Below are 19,263 nucleotides of genomic sequence, written 5' to 3'. Positions count from 1 at the left end.
GCAGCTAAAAGCGACGCTGAAACGCTTGGACGATTCTGAGCGTGGCGTCGCTTGTGTTCAGGTTATGTATCGCCTCCAGCGGATACCAGATGCAATCGAAGATTTCGTTTTGCGGCCGCGCTTCATCCGGGTTCAGTACCGAGGCCTCGTAGACGTGGTGCCGCGTATTGCCCATTTCCAGTTCCATCAAGTACAGCAATCCGTCGACCCCTAGCCCGGTTTCTTCCCGAAGTTCGCGCATGGCCGCGTCGGCGATGGTTTCACCGCGCTCGACTTTGCCGCCCGGCAGCGTCCAGCGACCCCTTGACTTGCGCACCAGGAGAATATGCCGGTCCTGCTCGCAAATGACGGTTGCGCGTAATTTCATGTGTCAATTGACCACCCACTGTCATAAATCAGACATACCAATGCAATATTTCGGCCAGAACCGGCCAGAACCGGCCAGATCGATGCTCGAGAGGTTGGAGTGGCGTGACGCCGGGAAAGTGCAATCCATCTGCAACCACTGGCGCGACGTCTGGTCTGCATTTAAGTAAGGGGCAGGTGTAAGGTAATCAAGTCAAGGGTGGCTGATCACTGCCGAAAAGGAGGTAACCATGAGTGTCACCATGCTCAACAAGATGCACATGAACGGTTATGACGTACTCAGCGTAAACAACGGCCCGTGGCGAGTCTGCACCGAGGGTGACCGGCTCGGCGCTTTTGCCAGCAGGGAAGAGGCACTGGCGTTCGCGGCAGCTCTGCCCGGTTACAAGCCCCGGGCAAAAAAGCCCGCCAATAGCCAGGAGACGGATAAATAGTGCGCTTAAGCCCCGGTTCGCCGGGGCTTGTCACTTTCAGGCGCAGTGTGCTGTTTTCGACTGATAGCCTTGGCCTTCACCTCTTCGGCATAGCCCACCAATCGCTGTTCATCGCCCTGGAACAGGTCGCACAAGCGAAGGGCTGCCTGTGCATCCACATCATTGCCCGCCTGGCGCAACTGGTCCGCTATGCGCAAAAGCTCGACCGCCGACCATCTCAAGTCCGAGGCAACGCTTTGCAGATCACGTCGAAGTTCGTTTTCCGATTCGTTAAGCCACATAATGACCTCCTGATAAGCTCCGCTACGAAATATTAGTCCCATTTCGGCCGGGGAGCGTTATGTTCGTCCGATCCCGAATAGAACCGCAATCATGCAAGCATCTACCTGGCAACTGTTGGAAGTGCGGAACGGCAAGCCGATCAAGCTCTGGACCGAGGGCGTACCGGTCGAAAGCGAAGCCCGGCAGCAATTGATCAATACCGCGAAAATGCCGTTCATCTTCAAACACCTGGCGGTCATGCCCGATGTGCACCTGGGCAAAGGGTCCACCATTGGCAGCGTGATCCCCACCGTGGGTGCGATCATTCCGGCCGCCGTCGGGGTCGACATCGGTTGCGGCATGATTGCCGCGTGCACCACGCTGACCGCCGCCGACTTGCCGGACAACCTGCACGCGCTGCGCAGCGCCATCGAAAAGGCCGTACCCCACGGCCGTACAGTGAGCCGCGGTCGCCGCGACGAAGGCGCGTGGCAACAGGTTCCAAAGCCCGCCGATCAGGCCTGGGCAGCGCTGGACCCGCGGTTCAAGGCTATTACCGCCAAGTACCCGAAACTGGCCAGCACCAACAACCGGCACCATTTGGGAACGCTGGGCAGCGGCAATCATTTCATCGAGGTCTGCCTGGACGAGACCGACAGGGTCTGGCTCATGCTGCACAGCGGCTCGCGCGGCGTCGGTAACGCCATTGGTAATCTGTTCATCCAATTGGCCCAGGCGGACATGCGTCAACACCTGGCCAATCTGCCGGACCGCGACCTGGCTTACTTCGAAGAAGGCAGTCGGCATTTCGCGGACTACGTCGAAGCGGTGGGCTGGGCCCAGGATTTCGCCCGGCAAAATCGCGCGTTGATGATGCAGGCGGTGATCGGGGCAACGCGGCAAGTCATCCGCAAACCCTTTGAGGTCGCGCTGGAGGCCGTCAACTGTCATCACAACTATGTACAGAAAGAGCGGCATTTTGGGGCGGACGTATGGGTCACCCGCAAGGGCGCGGTGTCGGCGAAAAAAGGCGAACTGGGGATCATTCCTGGCTCCATGGGGGCGAAAAGCTTCATCGTTCGCGGCTTGGGCAATGAACAATCGTTCTGCTCCTGCAGCCACGGCGCCGGTCGCACCATGAGCCGCACCAGAGCGAAAAACACCTTCACCGTCGACGATCAGATCCGCGCCACTGCCCATGTTGAGTGCCGCAAGGATGCTTCAGTGATCGATGAAATTCCGATGGCCTACAAGGATATCGACAAGGTCATGCAGGCTCAGCGCGAGCTGGTGGAAGTGGTGCACACCCTGCGCCAGGTGGTCTGCGTAAAGGGGTAGGGATGGAAGGTGCTTCCTTCTGTCGGGAAAATAATGCGAATTTTCCAGCTTGCTGTCGTATTGAAGCAGCCACTTTTTCGCTGCGACGAGGTCCTTTCAAATGACGACTACCGATGATTTCAGATTTCACGCCCATGAGCTGATGGTCGATCTCGACGCGGCCACCACGGAAATGATGAAGCTCGTTTCTGCTCATCAGCTGAGCGGCCCGGAATGGGAGCGGGTCAGTCAATGGCAGCATGATGCCTACGAACGGTGGATGACCTATCTGAACACCAGGTCCTATCCGGAGTCGGGCGATACCAATGCCCCGCACTGAGTTCTGTTCAATGGATGGATGTCTGGTCGGCGACGCGCTACATTGCCCCCTTTTCAGGAAAGGGAAGCGTCATGCGAATGTTGATCGGGGGCTTGGGGGTGGCATTGCTGGCGGGCTGTTCGTTGCCCGCGTCAGTGGTGCCAGGTGAGCCGAATGTCAGCAAGTACAGCGAAAAAGCGCCAAAAGATTACGCCACGTGCGTCCTGCCGGCCTGGCAGCAAGTGGTGCCCAACTCGACTCAGGCGGGGATTTCCAATGGCTACCGGATCACGGCGCCGAGCATCATCACGGCCGACGAGATCCTCGATATCGTGAAATCGAAAGACGGCAGTCGCGTATCGCTTTATCAGGGACCGCCCTGGGCTAAATCAGGGGCGCTGCGCCAGGCCGTGCGAGACTGTTTGTAGGAGTCAGTCGAAGATTTCGTTTGCCTGGATGAGTGTGTCGTCGCTTGCCAGCGGGTTTGCGCCGCTTTTCTTTTCACGACGGTCGTTCATCCAGTTGTCCACTCGCACGCCGAATTCCGGCGGGGCTTTGCGCCCGACCTTGCGCGCCAGATCCAGGATGGTCTGCTGGGCGAGAGCTTCTTCCATGCGTTTCTGCGCCGTCATCATCACCGCATGGACCGCGCAGGGACCGGCCACCGCCCAATCGGGCGTGGCGCCTTCGAACAACGCGCAACGCCCGCGAATCTCGCGACAATCAAAGATGAGCTTCTGGCCGTCGATAGCGTTGACGATATCGAGCACGCTGATTTCGTCAGAAGGCCTGGCCAGCTTGAACCCGCCGCGCACACCCTCGGTGGCCACCACCAGTTTTGCCTTGGCCAGTCGGGTGAAGATTTTTGCCAGATAGTCCAGAGGTACGCCTTGCAGCTCGGCGAGGTCGCGCACGCTCGCCTCCCGGGTGTCCCCGTGGTTCCCCACCAGAAAAATCAGGCAATGAATGCCGTACTCGACGCCAGCGCTGTAAAGAGACATTGGTATCTCCGACTAATATTGTCGTAAATATTAACAGCTGGATCTGAGTCAGGCAACGCGTCTCCTATGCCCTAAATGGCAGAGAACGCCACGGTGTTATGGGTGTTTAAAAATCAAGCGCGTCGATAGCTGCCATCAAAAAAAAACCATTGCGCAAACAAACTAGGATCAATACAGTCGTAGTTGTTCGGTCGGCACTGGCAAGCGTGCGACCGCATGCGAACTCATCATTGGTCTTCCCCCGGAGTTGAAAATGAAACAGCACATTCTGGTAATCGGCGCAGGTTTCGGTGGCATGTGGACGGCGTTGAGCGCGACCCGCCTGTTCGATATCCATGCTCACAACGACGTTGAAGTCACCGTGCTGGCCCCGCAGGCCGAGCTGCGTGTTCGTCCGCGCTTCTATGAACCGAATGCGCACCAACTGGCCGCGCCGATCGGCGAACTGTTCGAGGCGGTCGGCGTCAAGTTCATCGAGGGCGCTGCAGACACCATCGATGTGCAGCAAAAGCGTGTGGGCTATATCGATGCTTCGGGCACCCGACAAGCGTGCAGCTACGACAAACTCGTTCTGGCCACCGGCAGCCGCCTGGCACAGTCCAGTACCCCCGGGGTGACCGAACATGCGTTCGACGTCGACCAGATCGAGCAGGCCATACGCCTGGAAAACCACCTCAAATCCCTGGCCAACCTGCCGCAAGACAAAGCCCGCAATACAGTGGTAGTCGCCGGCGGTGGCTTCACCGGGATTGAAACGGCGACTGAAATGCCGGCGCGTTTGCGGACGATCCTGGGTGACGAGGCCGATATCGAAGTGATCATCGTCGATCGCGGCGATAAAATCGGCGGGTCCATGGGCGCGCAAATCGCCAGGTCGATCGAGCAAGCCAGTCTTGAGACAGGGGTGAAATGGCACTTGAAAGCCTCGGTGGTCTCTATCGACGCCAACGGTGTCGACCTGAGTGACGGCCAGCGTATCGACGCCAGCACCGTGATCTGGACCACCGGCGTGCGCGCCAGCTCACTGACCGAGCAGATCCCCGCCGAACGCGATCATCTGGGCCGTCTGCACGTGGACAGCCATCTGCAAGTCATCGGCCAGGACGATATCTTTGCCACCGGCGATGTCGCCTACGCCGCCACTGACGACATCGGCAACTACGCATTGATGACCTGCCAGCACGCCATCGTGTTGGGGCGCCATGCCGGCAATAACGTCGCCGCGCAGATTTTGGGCGTGGACCCGACGCCATACCGCCAGCCCAAATACGTGACCTGTCTGGACCTGGGGGCCTGGGGCGCGGTATACACCGAAGGCTGGGATCGCCAGGTCAAGCTGGTCAAGCAGGAAGGCAAGGCACTCAAGACCCAGATCAACACCCAGTGGATCTACCCGCCAGCGGCCAATCGCGAAACGGCATGGGCCGCTGCGGATCCGCTGATCCCGATTGCTTGAAGAGATCTGTAGCGTTGTCTTGAAGGCGCTGCCTGCTGCAAAAAATCCCGCCGGTTTTTCCCGGACGGGATTTTTTTTGCCTGTTGAAATGTTGCAGCTGTGAAAATTAACCTGTATTTTTTCATGAAAATGTAAGTACAAAATTTCACGAGACGCGTATCGGCTGCGCGACAGCATTTGAAGCATCCCTTCACGGATACCCTCTCAATGGACATGCAAGAAGAAATCTCGGCGCTGGCGATCCTGATCCAGGACCTGCGCAAACACAAAAAATACACGCTCAAGGAGTTGGCGGACAAGATCGGTCGCTCCGTGGGCTTTCTCTCCCAAGTCGAGCGCGGACTGTCACGGCCGACAGTGGCGGACTTGACCGCCATCAGCGAAACCCTCGGCGTGCCGACCACTTATTTCTACAGTCTGCCCAAACCCATGGCCTTGCCCTGGGTGACCCGTCCGGACGAGCGCCGCACCTTGTATTACGCCGACGGCATTACCGACATCCTGGTTTCACCAAAAATGCGCGCCTCGTTCTCGATGCTGGAAAGCCAGCTGGAGCCCGGCGCCAGCAGCGGCGACCGGCACATGAATGACAGCTCGGAGCAGGGCGGTTATGTCCTGGAGGGCGAGCTGACGCTGTGGCTGGCTGACGACGCGCCGGTCACCTTGCATACCGGCGACAGTTTTCAGCTGGCCAGTCATGCCCACTGCCGCTACGGCAACCTCTCGGATCGACTCACCCGAGTGCTATGGGTCTACACCTGATGACACAACAAGGAATAACAACGATGGATGCTGTCTGCTCTGATCTGCTCGCCGAGGTTCGTACCTTCCGCCAGCGCTTCCCGGATGTGCGGTATGTGGACCTGATCTCCCTGGACATTCCCGGGCATTTCTACGGTAAGCGCTACCCGATCGAGATGCTGGAAAAGGTCGCGGCCGGCAGCGCCCTCAAACTGCCGCAGAACTGTGTGCTGCTGGGGACGCAAGGGGGGCTGTTCAAGATTGGCGACTACTGCTTCAACGACGGCGATCCCGATGCGCCCCGGCACCTGGTGCCCGGCACATTGAAACTCGTGGGCTGGGAAAAGCAGCCGCTGGGGCAGATGCTGATCACCTCGAGCGGCACGGAAAAACCGATCGTCTTCGAACCGCGGGAAGTGTTGGCGCAGGTGCTGGAAAGGCTCGGCCGCAAAGGGATTTTCCCGGTGGTCGCGTTCGAGCTGGAGTTCTATCTGTTCGATCGGCAATTACAGGGCGGCGTGCCACAATTCCCCCGCGATCCGCTGACCGGCGATGCCGATGACCAGCCGAATATGCACATCGAGCGGCTGTCGCGATTTTCAGCGGTGCTCGATGACATGGTCGAGACCGCGCGGGCGCAAGGCATCGATGCCACGGTGATCACTGCCGAGCTGGGCCCGGGCCAATTCGAAATCAACTTCGGTCACCTCGATGATGGCCTGCGCGCCGCTGACTGGGCCGCCCTGTTCTGCCGCAGCACCCGGGGCGTGGCGCTCAAGCATGACTATCGCGCCAGCTTCATGTCCAAACCCTACCTGCACCATCCGGGTAACGGCATGCATGTCCATGTCAGCCTCTACGACGAGGCGGGGAATAACCTGTTGGCCGCCGACGGGCAGCGAGCGCTGCGCCATGCGGTGGCAGGTTGTCTTGAGGTATTGCCCCATTGCATGCCGATCTTTGCCCCCAATCACAACGCCTTGCGTCGCTTGAGCGGCACGGTGAACGTCGCGACGCGGGCCAGTTGGGGTTTCGAAGACCGTGACGCCTGCCTGCGGGTTCCCGAATCCGACGCGGGGAATCTGCGGATCGAACATCGCCTGGCTGGCGCCGATGCCAACCCTTATCTGGTGCTGGCGGCGATTCTGGTGGGGATGGAACAGGGGCTGCAAGCCGGTCGGGAGCCGATCCCATCACTCAACGAAGACCGCGGCAGCGGTATCGATTTCCCGCTGGAGATGCTGGAAGCGGTGCAATCGATGCAAAGCCATACGCCATTGCGCGAGGGGTTGGGCGCTGAGTTCATGGAGGTCTTCTGCGAGAACAAGCGTCAGGATCATCTGGCGTTTATGCACGATATCAGTGCGCGGGAGTACCGCTGGTTTTTGTAGGACGCCTTAAAAATAGTGTGGATAGTTAATGGCTTATAGACATTAGTAACTGGATGGTGAATAAAAATATCTTGTTACAGGTCGAAATATTACGTAATATTCGCCCCGCGTTCACCACCACGGTTTATGCATTTTTAAGTCCCGGGCGTCCATCAGCTGCCCGGGATTTTTTTTTGCCCGGGATTTTTTGCCCGAAGACGTCCTGACAGCCAACCGATTCCTGCGGATGTACGCTCATCAACTGTAGGAGCTGGCTTGTCGAGTCGTCGCACCGCAGCGATGGACGTCAACGTTGACGTGTTTCTCCTGAATAAACGCGTCGCCCTCCAGACCATCGCTGCGGTGCGGCGATCCGACAAGCCAGCTCCTATGTATGGACTCAGCTCGACAACGGCACACTGACCGACAGCAACCCCCCAAGGCCTGCCGTACGCTGCAACTGGCAGGCGATCAGGGTGTTCTTCAGCAAATACGCAATGGTCATCGGCCCGACGCCCCCGGGAACCGGTGTGATCGCGCTGGCAACGGTGCGCGCACTGGCGTAATCGACATCGCCGACCAGGCGAGGGCCGGAGTCGCCGGCAATGCGATTGATCCCGACATCGATCACTACGGCCCCGGGCTTGAGCCAACTGGCATCGATCAACTGTGGCCGACCCACCGCTGCAACAACGATGTCCGCCATACGACACAGCGTCGGCGCATCGACACTGCGCGAGTGCACCACGCTGACCGAGCAGTCAGCCTGCAGCAGCAGGGTCGCCATCGGCTTGCCGACAATATTCGAACGGCCGATGACCACTGCGTGCAAGCCGCTCAACTCACCGCAGGTTTCACGCAGCAGACGCATACAGCCGCTGGGCGTGCAGGGCGTCAGGACTTCGATGCCTTGCACCAGGCCGCCGACGTTTTCCCGATGAAAACCGTCCACGTCCTTGATCGGGTGAATGGCATGAATCACCGCCTGCTCGTCGATATGCGCCGGCAAGGGCAACTGCACCAGAATGCCGTTCACCGAGGCGTCGGCGTTCAATTGTGCAATCAGTTCCAATACCTCGTGCTGACTGGCACTTTGCGCCAGACGGTACTCCAGGGAACGGATGCCGACCTCCCTGGCCCGCAGCAGTTTGTTGCGCACATAGACTTCGCTGGCCGGGTCTTCGCCGACGAGCAGTACGGCCAGGGCCGGGTAGATCTGCTGTCCGGCCAGGTCCAGGACCTCTTGCCGAACCTCGTCGAGAACCCGGGCGGAGATGGCTTTGCCGTCGATATCGCGGGCAAGGGCAGGGGGGGTGCTGATCAAAAGAGTCACCGTCGTCTTGATTGATAAAGGGGCGAAGTGTTCATCGAAGCGTCGTTGCGACGCCGATGATCCATCAGAGACCCGCAGGCAAGGGGGCTCAGGCTACCAGTTGCTGGCCATGCACCACCAGTACAGCCGCAATCGGTGTGACATAAGGCGGCCGGCCCGTGCATTTGCGACCGGCCGCCTGACTTTTTTTTCAGCCGTTGATCAAGACAGTTCGCCGACCCCGTGGGCGCGCTTGCCGAGTTTCATCAACCCGTAATAACTGAAGGCGGGCACCAGCAGCCCGACCAGCCAGGCCAGGTCCACGCCATCCAGCGCCGTAGCGACGGGACCGACATAAAACGTGGTGTTCATGAACGGAATTTCCAGGGCGATCGCCAGCAGGAAACTGCCGCAGGCGATCCAGTTGATGCGCCCGTAGATCCCGTTCAGGTCGAAGATGTCGGCAATCAGGTAACGACCTTTGCGCAGGCAGTAGTAGTCCACCAGATTGATCGCCGTCCAGGGGATCAGGAAGTAGCTCATGAAGAAAATGAAGTTGAGAAAGAAGTTGATGAAATCGTCCTGACTGATGGTGCACAAGGCCGTGGCCACCAGACTGATCACCAGCATGAACAGGCCGCGCACCCGCGGCGTCACCTTGAGCCGGGTAAAGGGTTCGATCACGGTGATGGTCGACATGAAGGCGCCATACAGGTTGAAGACATTGATCGACACCTGGCCATACAGGATGAAGACGAACAGCAGCAGCGCGCCACTGCCGAACAACCCGGCGACATGACTGCCGACGTTACTGGAGAAATCGGCGATGCCGACGCTGAGCATCGCCCCCAGAATCATCATCCATGCACCGCCGCTGACCGTGCCGGCATAGCTGTACCAGAACACCTTGGCGGTCGGCGTGCTGCTCGGCAGGTAGCGCGAGTAGTCGGCCACATAAGGCGCATAGGACAGTTGCCAGGTCACGGCAATGCTCACCGCCACCAGGAATTTCGATAGCGAGAAGCCCGTCGGCAGCCATTGCTCGGCGGGGATCGGCAGTTGCAACGCGAGCAGCGTGGCAGCGACGAACACCAACAGTGAAAGCAGCGACAATAGCTTCTGCAGGCGATGGATCAGGCGATAGCCAAAGAGCGCGACGACGAAGCACAGCGCACCGATCAGGTAGATATTACCGGTGGCCGGCAGCGGGCTGACGGACTCCATGGCCTGGGCGGCGAGCAAGGTATTGCTGACGAAGAATCCCAGGTAGATCAGCATGACGAACAGCAGCGGCAACACCGCCCCCAGCACACCGAATTGCGCCCGGCTCTGGATCATTTGCGGAATACCCAGTTTCGGTCCCTGGGCGGAATGGGAGGCCATGAAAATTGCGCCCACGAGCGAGCCGATAATAATCGCCAGCGCACTCCAGAACAGGTTCAGCCCCATGACCACCGGCAATACGCCGGAAGCGATGGTGGTGATGTTCATGTTGGCGCCGAACCAGATGAAGAACAGCGAGCCGGGTTGGCCGTGGCGTTCAGCCTCGGGGATGAAATCGATGCTGCGTTTTTCGACTTGCATGGCGATCACTCCTGAGTCTGGACGAGGCGGGTTTGCAAACGGGCGATGGTGCTTTCCAGTTCGTGGGGCTGGTAGGCGAATTCGTCCGGCTGCCCCGGGATCAGGCTCAAGTAGTCTTCACCTTCGAGGGCGCGCAGGCATTGCGCGCCGGTGAGGATTTCCAGGGCGTAGACCCAGTTGGTCATGATCAGCAGTGCCGAGTAGTGCCCGGCCAGCGTGGTCGTGGTGCAGGCGTCGCTGACCAGGCGAATGTGATATCCCAAGGCAAAGGCATCGAACACCGTGCTGAGTACACAGACATCGGTCAACACGCCGCAGACGATCAGGGTATCGACCCCGAGCGCCTTGAGCTGGCTATCCAGGTCAGTGCGATGGAAGGCGCTGTAGCGGCCCTTGTCGACGACGAGTTCATCGGGTCGCGGTGCCAGGCGTTCGATGATTTCCACTTGCCGGGTGCCGGCGCGATAGCTGCTCGGGCCGCCGTCGGCCGCTCGTGGTTCGCCGCGCGGCAAATCACTGCCGTCGGCCTGATTGATGTGGCGAGTATAGATGACAGGGACCCGCTGACGGCGGGCGGACTCGAGCAGGGCGGCCGTGTTGGCCAGCACCGGGTCGAAATTTTCCAGGACGAAGCCGTCCTCTTGCTGCATGTCGATGATCAACAGCGCGTTATTTTTGTTCATTGAGCAAACCTGATCATGGGCCGGAACACATTGCACCGGGCACGCCGCGCGATGGCGCGACGTGAGGTGCGTGGAGTCTTGTTCGGGGGCTCAGTGAACTATTTGCCAGAAGCCGTTTTGTTTGGCTGAAACGCTGGCGCTCAGGCGCTTGAGATGGATATGCGAAGCGGTCCATTCGCCGCGCAGGTAAGCCTGCTCGGCACCGGAGAAAAGTGTGAGTGATGGGAGACGACCATTGAGCATCGGAATCGACCCTGCACGTCAGTCAACCCCCAGGCTTCGCGTCCAGGGGGGCGGTGGGTGGACTCAGCGGAACGCCGGGACCACGTGTTTGATAAACAGCTCCAGGGATTTTTTCTTTTCCGCGTGGGGCAGGCTGTTATCGCACCAGAAGCTGAACTCGTCGACCCCCAGTTCCTGATAGTACTTGATGCGCGGGATGATTTCTTCCGGGGTGCCGATCATCGCGGTCTTGTGCAGGCTTTCCAGCTGGAACTCCGGGCGCTCGGCGAACTTCTCTTCCGGGCTCGGTTCCAGGAAGCCGTTGACCGGCGTTGTTTTGTTGCCGAACCAGGCGTCGAAGGTGCGGTAGAAACGCGAGATGGCCTTGGCCCCGACTTTCCAGCCCTCGGGATCGTCGATCGCGTGGACGTGGGTGTGACGCAGCACCATCAATTGTGGGCGCGGCACGTCCGGGTTGTTGTCCAGGGCGCTCTGGAACTTGTTCTTCAGGTCGAGGACTTCTTCGTCGCCCTTCATCAACGGCGTGACCATGACATTGCAGCCGTTGGCCACCGCGAAGTTGTGCGAATCCGGATCGCGGGCGGCGATCCACATCGGCGGGTTAGGCTTCTGGATCGGCTTGGGCACGCTGGTGGACGTCGGGAATTTCCAGATATCGCCGTCGTGGGCGTAATCGCCTTGCCACAGGGCGCGTACCACCGGAACCATTTCCCGCAGGGCCTGACCACCGGAGGACGCAGGCATGCCGCCGGCCATGCGGTCGAACTCCACCTGGTAGGCGCCGCGGGCCAGGCCGACTTCCATGCGGCCGTTACTGATCACGTCGAGCAGTGCGCACTCGCCGGCGACCCGCAACGGGTGCCAGAACGGCGCGATGATGGTGCCGGCGCCGAGGTGAATGGTGGTGGTCTTGGCGGCCAGGTAGGCCAACAGCGGCATCGGGCTCGGCGAGATGGTGTATTCCATGGCGTGGTGTTCGCCGATCCAGACGGTGCTGAAACCGCCGGCCTCGGCCATCAGGGTCAGTTCGGTCAAGTCTTCGAACAGCTGACGGTGGCTGACGCTTTCGTCCCAACGTTCCATGTGCACGAACAGGGAAAACTTCATGACGCTTACCTCGGATCTTTTGTTGTCGGCCTGTCGACTGCGGGCCTGTTGATTATTGGTATACCATAATACGAGATGCTCGCAAAATATTTCTGTTTGCGACGGCCCTGTGGGAGCGGGCTTGCTCGCGAAGGCGGTATGCCTGCGGACATTGATGCCGAATATGCCGGCCTCTTCGCGAGCAAGCCCGCTCCCACAAGGTATGCGCTTATTTCACGGACATCGCAGATCAGGCCAGAACGGGCAGGGCGCCCATCTTGCCGTGGCAGTACACCAGCGGGCCGGCGTTGTGCCGGGGCACTATCAGGTTCTTCACCGCGCCGACCATGATCGCGTGGTCGCCCCCTTCATATTCGCGCCACAGCTCGCACTCGATCACCGCCGTGGCGTTAGCCAGAATCGGGTTGCCCAGCTCGCTCAAGGTCCATTCGATGCCCTGCGCCTTGTCCTTGCCTTTGCGCGCGAAAGCGTAGGCTTCGCTCTGCTGGCCGCCGGACAGGACGTGGATGGCAAAGCGTTTGTTCTTGATCAATACGGGGTAGGAGTCGGAACTGTAGTTGGGGCAGAACAGCACCAGGGCCGGGTCCATGGACAGCGAGCTGAAGGCGCTGGCGGTCAGGCCGACGATCTGGCCGTCGTCATCGAGCGTGGTGATCACGGTCACACCGGACGGAAACGAACCCATCACTTGTTTGTAGATGGCGGCATCGATCATGGGACGGTCCTCTGGCGGTGTGGTACGGGTTTTTATGTGCTTGTAGGTCTGATGGTATACCGTAATACATAGTTTGCAAGGGCTTTTTCGATGAGCCGATAAACGTGAGGATTAGGGCGCGAAGTCAGTAAATACGGGCGTTTACGCCGAACAGCGCTTGCGGTCATCCATCAGAATTGCGCATCAGATGCCAGACAAAAGAGCGGATCAGCCTTGTACAAAGTTTGGAATACCATAATATGGTCGGCATCTGAGGGGTGGCCGTAGAGATCCCCCGGTTTGGCTTCGTACAACTATAAGATCAGACAAACTCGAGTTCATTCATATGTCCCAGACGTCCCGGCAAGACCCCCTGATCGAGAATCACACGGTCGATTACGTCCCACTCGCGGAACGCCATGGGAAGGCCCGCGATCTGTTCACCCTATGGTTCAGCACCAACATCGCACCGCTGCCCATTGTCACCGGCGCCATGGTGGTCCAGGTGTTCCACCTCGATCTGTTCTGGGGGCTGCTGGCGATTGCGCTGGGGCACATGATCGGCGGCCTGGTGATCGCCCTGGCGTCGGCCCAGGGCCCGCGCATGGGGATTCCGCAGATGGTGCAAAGCCGCGGCCAGTTCGGTCGTTATGGCGCGCTGCTGATCGTGTTCTTTGCGGCGCTGATCTATATCGGTTTTTTCATCTCCAACATTGTCCTCGCTGGCAAGTCGATCGTCGGCATCGCGCCGTCGGTGCCGGTACCGGCGAGCATCCTCATCGGCGCCTTGAGCGCCACGGCGATCGGGGTGATCGGCTACCGTTTCATCCATACCCTCAACCGCATCGGCACCTGGGTCATGGGCAGCGCCTTGCTCGCCGGGTTCCTCTACATCTTCGCCCATGATCTGCCGGCGGACTTTTTCAGTCGTGGTGGTTTCAACCTGTCCGGCTGGCTGGCGACGGTGTCGCTGGGCATCATCTGGCAGATCAGCTTCTCGCCTTATGTGTCGGACTACTCGCGTTACCTGCCGGCGGATATCGGCATTGCCAAACCGTTCTGGGCCACTTACCTGGGCGCGACCCTGGGCACCATTCTGTCGTTTACCTTCGGTGCGGTGGCGGTGCTGGCGACTCCGGAAGGCACCGAGGCGATGGCCGCGGTCAAGCAATCCACCGGCTGGTTGGGGCCGATTCTGATGGTGCTGTTCCTGCTCAACATCATCAGCCACAACGCCTTGAATCTGTATGGCGCGGTGCTGTCGATCATCACTTCGATCCAGACTTTTGCCAGCCAGTGGACGCCGAGCATCAAGGTGCGGGTGGTGTTGTCGAGTATTGTATTGGCGGGCTGCTGCGTGGTGGCATTGGGTGCTTCGGCGGACTTCATTTCGCAGTTCATCGGCTTGATTCTGGCGCTGCTGCTGGTGCTGGTGCCCTGGGCTTCGATCAACCTGATCGACTTCTACCTGATCAAGCGTGGCAGCTATGATATCGCCTCGATTTTTCGTGCCGATGGCGGGATTTACGGGCGCTTCAATCTGCATGCGATCGTGGCGTATTTCATCGGGATTATCGTGCAGTTGCCGTTTGCCAATACCTCGTTGTATGTCGGGCCCTATGCCAATTTGATTGAAGGGGCAGATTTGTCGTGGCTGGTGGGGTTGGTGGTGACTTGTCCGCTGTATTACTGCCTGGCGACGCGTGGGCAGGCTCAGCAGAGCAGGGCGGCGCGGTTGGGGTATACCGACTGATCAAAGGGTGTCTGAAATACCCGCCACACCCCGCGACCTGTAGGAGCTGGCTTGCCGGCGAAGGCGTCCGTTCAGTGATGATTATGTTGGCTGATGTACCGCTTTCGCTGGCAAGCCAGCTCTTATAGAACAAAATGTATCTCATTGATTTTTAAGATAAATTATTTGCCGATTTATCGACATGTTCTCTGCGCGAAAGCGCAGCCTCTTCGCAGGCTGGGCGGCCTCCTACAGGGTTGCGTTTGCCTTGAAGTTTTTCAAACCTTGGTAGAATCCATTCTGTAACCCGCCCCCGGCGCCCCTTCATGCAATGCCGACTGAATGTTTGCATACAAGGCGTTCGCCTCGGCGGTTGTGATGGACCGCGAACTATCACGAAGTACAACGCGCAGAAGCACATTTTCCTGACCACGCAGCAGTCCGAGGCGTTCAATGGCCTGCTGGGGTACTTCCGAGAATTCCCAGCGTCCCTTGACCTGCAACTCCTCGATCCAGTCAGCGCAATCGCCAGCCGCTTGTAACATCCTTTCGGTCAACACTTCCTCGCTAAGCCCGGGCGTGACCGCCAACGAAATATAACGGGTAATCGAAGGCAAGCGTGATACGGCGCTCCAGGGTTCGAGGTGATGCATCTGCGCCTGAACCCGTAGGTTCTGATCGCGCAGCAAGCGAATATCCGGGATGCCTTTGCGCAGCATGGTCAGGCGATCCAGTCCCATCCCGAGAGCCAGCCCTCCATGTTGCAATGGATCTATGTTCAGGCGCTGCAGCAAAGACGTCGCAATACGACCGCACTCCAGGACCTCGACCTGAGTCCGGTCATTCAACACATTCACTTCGATGTCGCCCTCGGTGTAGTGATGCGTACTGTTGCTGTAGAACCAAGACTTGTCAGGCACGGCTGAGTTGAGAATATCGTCGACCAGGCTTAACAAGTGGTCATGCGTCGACAACTCAGGATCGCCGAGTACCCAGATATCCATTTGATGCGGTTCTGCACAATGCCAACGATCCCGGCTATCGCGGCGAAAAGTGATGCCAGGCGCAGCCAGCAATATCATCTCACCCGACTGCCGTACTTCAGCCGCACGCTGCAGCGCCGCCGGAATTTGACTGGTGGTTTGCGTTCGCAACAGAGAGTGCTCGTCGACCCAGCGGGTGTGTTCACTGCCGAGGGTGATTTCCTTTGGGTCATAACCGAGCAGACCGTAGTTTTCTTCAGCGGTGACGATGCGCGGTCCTGTCTGGATGTTTGCCTGGGGCCAGCCTTTTTCAGCAAGCCCCAGGAGAATTTCATTCAGCAATAGTCGGATGGCATGATCGGGAGCGCTTTGCTCGGTAAGGTCTTGCAGTGACAGGGCTTGATGGGTGGATGTGTCTGTCAGATATTTCTTTGGTGTTTGCACCCGCTAATCCTCTATTGACCGTTGGTTATTATTTTAAAGGCAGCAACGAACGTAGCGACAACGGGTCAATGGACACAACTCATATTTGGGAGGGTTTGGATTTTCGGAACGGTCTTACAGATATTTCTTATATCAATAATCTGTGCTTTATGTTGGCGCTACTAACGAGCTGCCACCGGCTACGATCTATTGATTTTGACTCAGCTTTGTTTCATCCCCAAACATTCAATGGATCGATTAACCATCGCCTTGGCGATCGCCAAAAAAAACCGGCCTTGGAGGCTGTTTCATGAGGCTGTCCGGCGGCCTCTATGCTTAGAAAAACCATGGCATGTGCGGTAAATATGTATCGCTCAAACTGGCTTGTCTACTGTTGAAATAGCACTCGTGCGGTAGACGAAAGCAGCGCCGCCAGCCCTTTTTTTGGGAGACTACCTTCAATACAGGAAATTTTTATGGCACCCAGAATTATCGTTCCCAAACCTGCTGGACCCCAGCCCCCAACCCGAGGCTCGGCTGATCCAGCCCCAGCTCGTGTGCGACCGGAAAGTACATCCACTTACGACGGGCCTGCGGCTAAGGTGCCTCGTCCTTCACCGACGGACACTTCAGCACTTGCAGAAGTGGACGGTACGTCTTTCCGGCAACCCACCTCGCCGCCCCCCGCAATCATCGTTTCCGATATGTCGGGTGCAGGCGAAGCTCGCACTGACTCCGATTGGATGCGATTGAAGAACTATCGGTTCTCGCCTCCGGCCAAACTCCCGCCGGCCGATGACCAAGGCATCAGGACATACAAAGAGCGTCAATTCGTTGATCTTGCCATAGGCGGAGTAGTGCAGGTTCGGCGTGACTCCGTGACCGGCGTGTATCGGGCCATCTTGGCGTCCGAGCTGGGGGCTTCAGGTCCGGCTCTTTTTTTCGACCGCGGGACGATGACCTGGCTGCTCGCAGCGCCTTTGCCTTCCTCTGGAGTCAGTCATGTCATCGACATTGATGTGGATGAGATCATTCACAATGTCAGAAATGGCCAAGATAGCGACGGACTAATTGATGAGGGACAGAACGACAGGTTTGAGCGCAATTTATCGCCGGGCTCCACCATTGTTGCGCGTGGGTTAAGACAGTTTTCACCGGAACAAGCAGCCCTCATGCATTCGGAGTTAAAGGCGGTAGAGCGAATTTTTTTTGATGCGAATAACGCTGTCGGTTTGAATTACAGGGAAGCTGAAGGCGTTTTCGAGAGTTACTTTGGAGGCAGCCATGAAGTGGCTATAGACCGGTTTTCTGATTCTTTATTGCGGGGGCAGGCCCTGTCCAAAGAATATCAGGGGCTTTGGGGGGTAGATAAGTTTATGGGGGTCGACTCTGGGGGGAGTTGTAAGGCCTGGATATATACTCTTGATTTTCATGGTAGGATTTTTATAAGTCTTAAGCATATGCGGGACGGTACTTTAGATATAATGCTAGGTCATGAAATGTTGCACGCAAACAGGATAAACAGATTCACGAGTGTCGGGCCTGGTGCCGTGGATTTTTTCTATCTGGACGTTAGCATGCAACACACCTTAGGTCGCCCGATACCTGCTTACGACATTCCGGAACGCGGTTTGTCTCACATTATTATGCAGGGTGGGCTAACGGCAGAGTATCTGAGTGCCTTTACGAGCAACCATCACAGGTTTATTCACGGTGTCAGTGAGTATTTGGGGATACCGGCCGATTTTGATCTTCAAACTGCCGTTAATTTGTTTAACGCAAATCCAGGGCTGAGAGCGCAGATGGCCTCGAGAAACGCTGACAGCATTATCTGGGCAGCGAAAAGCATGCAGCAGTTGCATCAGTCCAGCATTGCTGAATATCAGTGGTTGGATAGCTTGATCGATGATTGAATCAAGGGATGCAAACAGTTCGGTCGCTACGCTTGAAGCCAAATAATCGAAAGCGGGCAGGGCCGCTTTCATGCAGCAGGCAAAAAAAAAGCCGCCGCAACCCGACGTTGCGGCGACCCGAGGGTGACACGTAACTGCTGGCCCACTGGCATGGGCCAACGCTGAATCAATGAGCCCCGGCAGCCTTGTTCAAATCACTTTCAGCCCACTCGGTATACACACAAGCATCCGCAGTAGCCCAACGCACACGCACCGGATCACCCGCCTTCAGCGGCATGCCAGCAGCCGACAGCGCCTTGACCGTCATCGAAGTTCCCCCCGACGTCACCACGCTGCACGTCTGGCTCTCACCCAGGAACAACACCTCCACAACCTTGGCCGAGACCTCGTTCCAGCCCGCTGCCAACGGCTCCTGAGCGGCTTGCTCGACACTCAATGCCAGGGCCTTTTCCGGACGCACCATCAGCAGCACATCCTGATCGGTTTGCAGCCCGGCGGTCAGGCGAATCGACAGCGACTGGCCTTCAAACGTAGCCACCGCATTACCCTGGGCCTTGAGCTTGAGAAAGTTCGAGTTACCCAGGAACGAAGCCACAAACGCATTCGGCGGATTCTGGTACAGGTCGAAGCCGCTGCCCAAACCGACGATCTTGCCATGGCTGAAAATCGCAATGCGCTGGGACAGGCGCATGGCTTCTTCCTGGTCGTGGGTCACATAGACGATGGTGATGCCGAGGCGCCGATGCAGCTGGCGCAGTTCGTCCTGCAAGTCTTCACGCAGCTTTTTGTCGAGGGCACCGAGGGGTTCGTCCATCAGCAGAATGCGTGGCTCATAGACCAGCGCCCGGGCAATGGCAACGCGCTGTTGCTGGCCGCCGGAGAGTTGCGAAGGGCGGCGATGGGCAAATTGTTCCAGCTGCACCAGCTTGAGCATGGCATCGACCCGGCGTTCGCGCTCGGCAGTGGCCAGTTTGCGGATCGCCAACGGGAACGCAATGTTGTCGCGTACCGACAGGTGCGGGAACAGCGAGTAACGCTGGAACACCATGCCGATGTCGCGCTTGTGCGGTGGCACGTTGACCAGCGACTGGCCGTTGACCAGGATCTCGCCGCTGCTCGGGGTTTCGAAGCCGGCGAGCATCGACAGGGTGGTGCTTTTGCCGGAGCCGCTGGAGCCGAGGAAGGTGAGGAATTCACCGTCCTTGATGTCCAGCGAGATGTCGTCCACGGCGGCAAAGTCGCCGTAGTATTTGTTCAGGTTACGCAGGCTGACCAGGGGCTTGTCATTTTGCTGCGGGGAATCTTTGATCACTGCACTCATGTC

20 protein-coding genes are annotated in these 19,263 nt (G+C 58.3%); 9 read left to right on the top strand and 11 right to left on the bottom strand.

What is annotated here, in order from left to right; translation table 11 throughout:
- Positions 1 to 4 precede the first annotated feature (4 nt).
- Positions 5 to 367 (bottom strand): NUDIX hydrolase, encoded by a 363-nt coding sequence (locus tag F8N80_RS01690; RefSeq protein WP_150783083.1) that lies wholly within the window; start codon positions 365 to 367, stop codon positions 5 to 7.
- Positions 368 to 596: 229 nt separating this feature from the next.
- Here F8N80_RS01690 and F8N80_RS01685 point away from each other — a divergent pair, with 229 nt between their 5' ends.
- Positions 597 to 800 carry a DUF2188 domain-containing protein gene (locus F8N80_RS01685; RefSeq protein WP_150744378.1) on the top strand — a complete coding sequence of 68 codons (204 nt, stop codon included), beginning with the start codon at positions 597 to 599 and terminating at the stop codon, positions 798 to 800.
- Positions 801 to 805: 5 nt separating this feature from the next.
- Here the strand turns inward: F8N80_RS01685 and F8N80_RS01680 are convergent, their stop codons facing one another.
- Positions 806 to 1,081 (bottom strand): hypothetical protein, encoded by a 276-nt coding sequence (locus F8N80_RS01680; protein WP_150744377.1) that lies wholly within the window; start codon positions 1,079 to 1,081, stop codon positions 806 to 808.
- A 91-nt stretch (positions 1,082 to 1,172) separates the two neighbouring features.
- Here F8N80_RS01680 and F8N80_RS01675 point away from each other — a divergent pair, with 91 nt between their 5' ends.
- The 3 genes from F8N80_RS01675 to F8N80_RS01665 all read left to right on the top strand — a co-directional run bounded on the left by F8N80_RS01675 (position 1,173) and on the right by F8N80_RS01665 (position 3,125).
- Positions 1,173 to 2,399, top strand: coding sequence for an RtcB family protein (locus tag F8N80_RS01675; protein ID WP_150783082.1), 1,227 nt, complete (start codon positions 1,173 to 1,175; stop codon positions 2,397 to 2,399).
- A gap of 100 nt (positions 2,400 to 2,499) precedes the next feature.
- Entirely contained in the window at positions 2,500 to 2,718 is a 219-nt protein-coding gene (locus tag F8N80_RS01670; RefSeq protein WP_150744375.1) for a hypothetical protein, read from the top strand.
- Positions 2,719 to 2,789: 71 nt separating this feature from the next.
- Positions 2,790 to 3,125, top strand: a complete 336-nt coding sequence (locus tag F8N80_RS01665) for a hypothetical protein (protein WP_150783081.1) — start codon at positions 2,790 to 2,792, stop codon at positions 3,123 to 3,125.
- A gap of 3 nt (positions 3,126 to 3,128) precedes the next feature.
- Here the strand turns inward: F8N80_RS01665 and F8N80_RS01660 are convergent, their stop codons facing one another.
- A complete protein-coding gene (locus F8N80_RS01660; RefSeq protein WP_150744373.1) occupies positions 3,129 to 3,698 on the bottom strand; it encodes an RrF2 family transcriptional regulator in 570 nt (189 codons plus the stop codon).
- 253 nt (positions 3,699 to 3,951) lie between these two features.
- On the opposite strand from F8N80_RS01660, the gene F8N80_RS01655 reads away from it, so the two are divergent.
- From F8N80_RS01655 to F8N80_RS01645, 3 genes are all read left to right on the top strand, one after another.
- A complete protein-coding gene (locus tag F8N80_RS01655) occupies positions 3,952 to 5,154 on the top strand; it encodes an NAD(P)/FAD-dependent oxidoreductase (protein WP_150783080.1) in 1,203 nt (400 codons plus the stop codon).
- 207 nt (positions 5,155 to 5,361) lie between these two features.
- Positions 5,362 to 5,916 carry a helix-turn-helix domain-containing protein gene (locus F8N80_RS01650; RefSeq protein ID WP_150744371.1) on the top strand — a complete coding sequence of 185 codons (555 nt, stop codon included), beginning with the start codon at positions 5,362 to 5,364 and terminating at the stop codon, positions 5,914 to 5,916.
- A gap of 23 nt (positions 5,917 to 5,939) precedes the next feature.
- A complete protein-coding gene (locus tag F8N80_RS01645; RefSeq protein WP_150783079.1) occupies positions 5,940 to 7,286 on the top strand; it encodes a glutamine synthetase family protein in 1,347 nt (448 codons plus the stop codon).
- Between the two features lie 379 nt (positions 7,287 to 7,665).
- Here F8N80_RS01645 and F8N80_RS01640 read toward each other — a convergent pair whose 3' ends face one another.
- From F8N80_RS01640 to F8N80_RS01615, 6 genes are all read right to left on the bottom strand, one after another.
- Complete coding sequence (locus tag F8N80_RS01640) at positions 7,666 to 8,598, bottom strand: bifunctional 5,10-methylenetetrahydrofolate dehydrogenase/5,10-methenyltetrahydrofolate cyclohydrolase (protein WP_150783078.1); 933 nt, start codon at positions 8,596 to 8,598, stop codon at positions 7,666 to 7,668.
- A 201-nt stretch (positions 8,599 to 8,799) separates the two neighbouring features.
- Positions 8,800 to 10,161: a purine-cytosine permease family protein gene (locus tag F8N80_RS01635; protein WP_150783077.1), complete on the bottom strand. Its 1,362-nt coding sequence runs from the start codon at positions 10,159 to 10,161 to the stop codon at positions 8,800 to 8,802.
- A 5-nt stretch (positions 10,162 to 10,166) separates the two neighbouring features.
- Positions 10,167 to 10,844: an isochorismatase family cysteine hydrolase gene (locus F8N80_RS01630; RefSeq protein WP_150783076.1), complete on the bottom strand. Its 678-nt coding sequence runs from the start codon at positions 10,842 to 10,844 to the stop codon at positions 10,167 to 10,169.
- A gap of 90 nt (positions 10,845 to 10,934) precedes the next feature.
- Entirely contained in the window at positions 10,935 to 11,087 is a 153-nt protein-coding gene (locus F8N80_RS01625) for an unc-93 family MFS transporter (protein WP_150783075.1), read from the bottom strand.
- Between the two features lie 63 nt (positions 11,088 to 11,150).
- Entirely contained in the window at positions 11,151 to 12,194 is a 1,044-nt protein-coding gene (locus tag F8N80_RS01620; RefSeq protein WP_150783074.1) for an LLM class flavin-dependent oxidoreductase, read from the bottom strand.
- Between the two features lie 229 nt (positions 12,195 to 12,423).
- Entirely contained in the window at positions 12,424 to 12,909 is a 486-nt protein-coding gene (locus tag F8N80_RS01615) for a flavin reductase family protein (RefSeq protein WP_064677208.1), read from the bottom strand.
- Positions 12,910 to 13,234: 325 nt separating this feature from the next.
- Between F8N80_RS01615 and F8N80_RS01610 the strand changes: the two genes are divergently transcribed.
- On the top strand, positions 13,235 to 14,641 hold the full coding sequence (locus F8N80_RS01610; protein ID WP_150783073.1) for a purine-cytosine permease family protein: 1,407 nt from the start codon (positions 13,235 to 13,237) through the stop codon (positions 14,639 to 14,641).
- Positions 14,642 to 14,898: 257 nt separating this feature from the next.
- Here F8N80_RS01610 and srmL read toward each other — a convergent pair whose 3' ends face one another.
- Positions 14,899 to 16,047 carry a PheS-related mystery ligase SrmL gene (gene srmL / locus F8N80_RS01605; protein ID WP_150783072.1) on the bottom strand — a complete coding sequence of 383 codons (1,149 nt, stop codon included), beginning with the start codon at positions 16,045 to 16,047 and terminating at the stop codon, positions 14,899 to 14,901.
- A 728-nt stretch (positions 16,048 to 16,775) separates the two neighbouring features.
- Between srmL and F8N80_RS01600 the strand changes: the two genes are divergently transcribed.
- Entirely contained in the window at positions 16,776 to 17,939 is a 1,164-nt protein-coding gene (locus tag F8N80_RS01600; RefSeq protein WP_224790621.1) for a hypothetical protein, read from the top strand.
- A gap of 166 nt (positions 17,940 to 18,105) precedes the next feature.
- On the opposite strand, the gene F8N80_RS01595 is transcribed toward F8N80_RS01600, so the two are convergent.
- Positions 18,106 to 19,260, bottom strand: a complete 1,155-nt coding sequence (locus F8N80_RS01595) for an ABC transporter ATP-binding protein (RefSeq protein ID WP_150744364.1) — start codon at positions 19,258 to 19,260, stop codon at positions 18,106 to 18,108.
- Positions 19,261 to 19,263 lie beyond the last annotated feature (3 nt).

It is taken from the genome of Pseudomonas fluorescens (genome assembly GCF_902497995.1).
Classification (GTDB): domain Bacteria; phylum Pseudomonadota; class Gammaproteobacteria; order Pseudomonadales; family Pseudomonadaceae; genus Aquipseudomonas; species Aquipseudomonas fluorescens_BK.
This window is presented reverse-complemented; position numbering and strand designations above follow the sequence as displayed.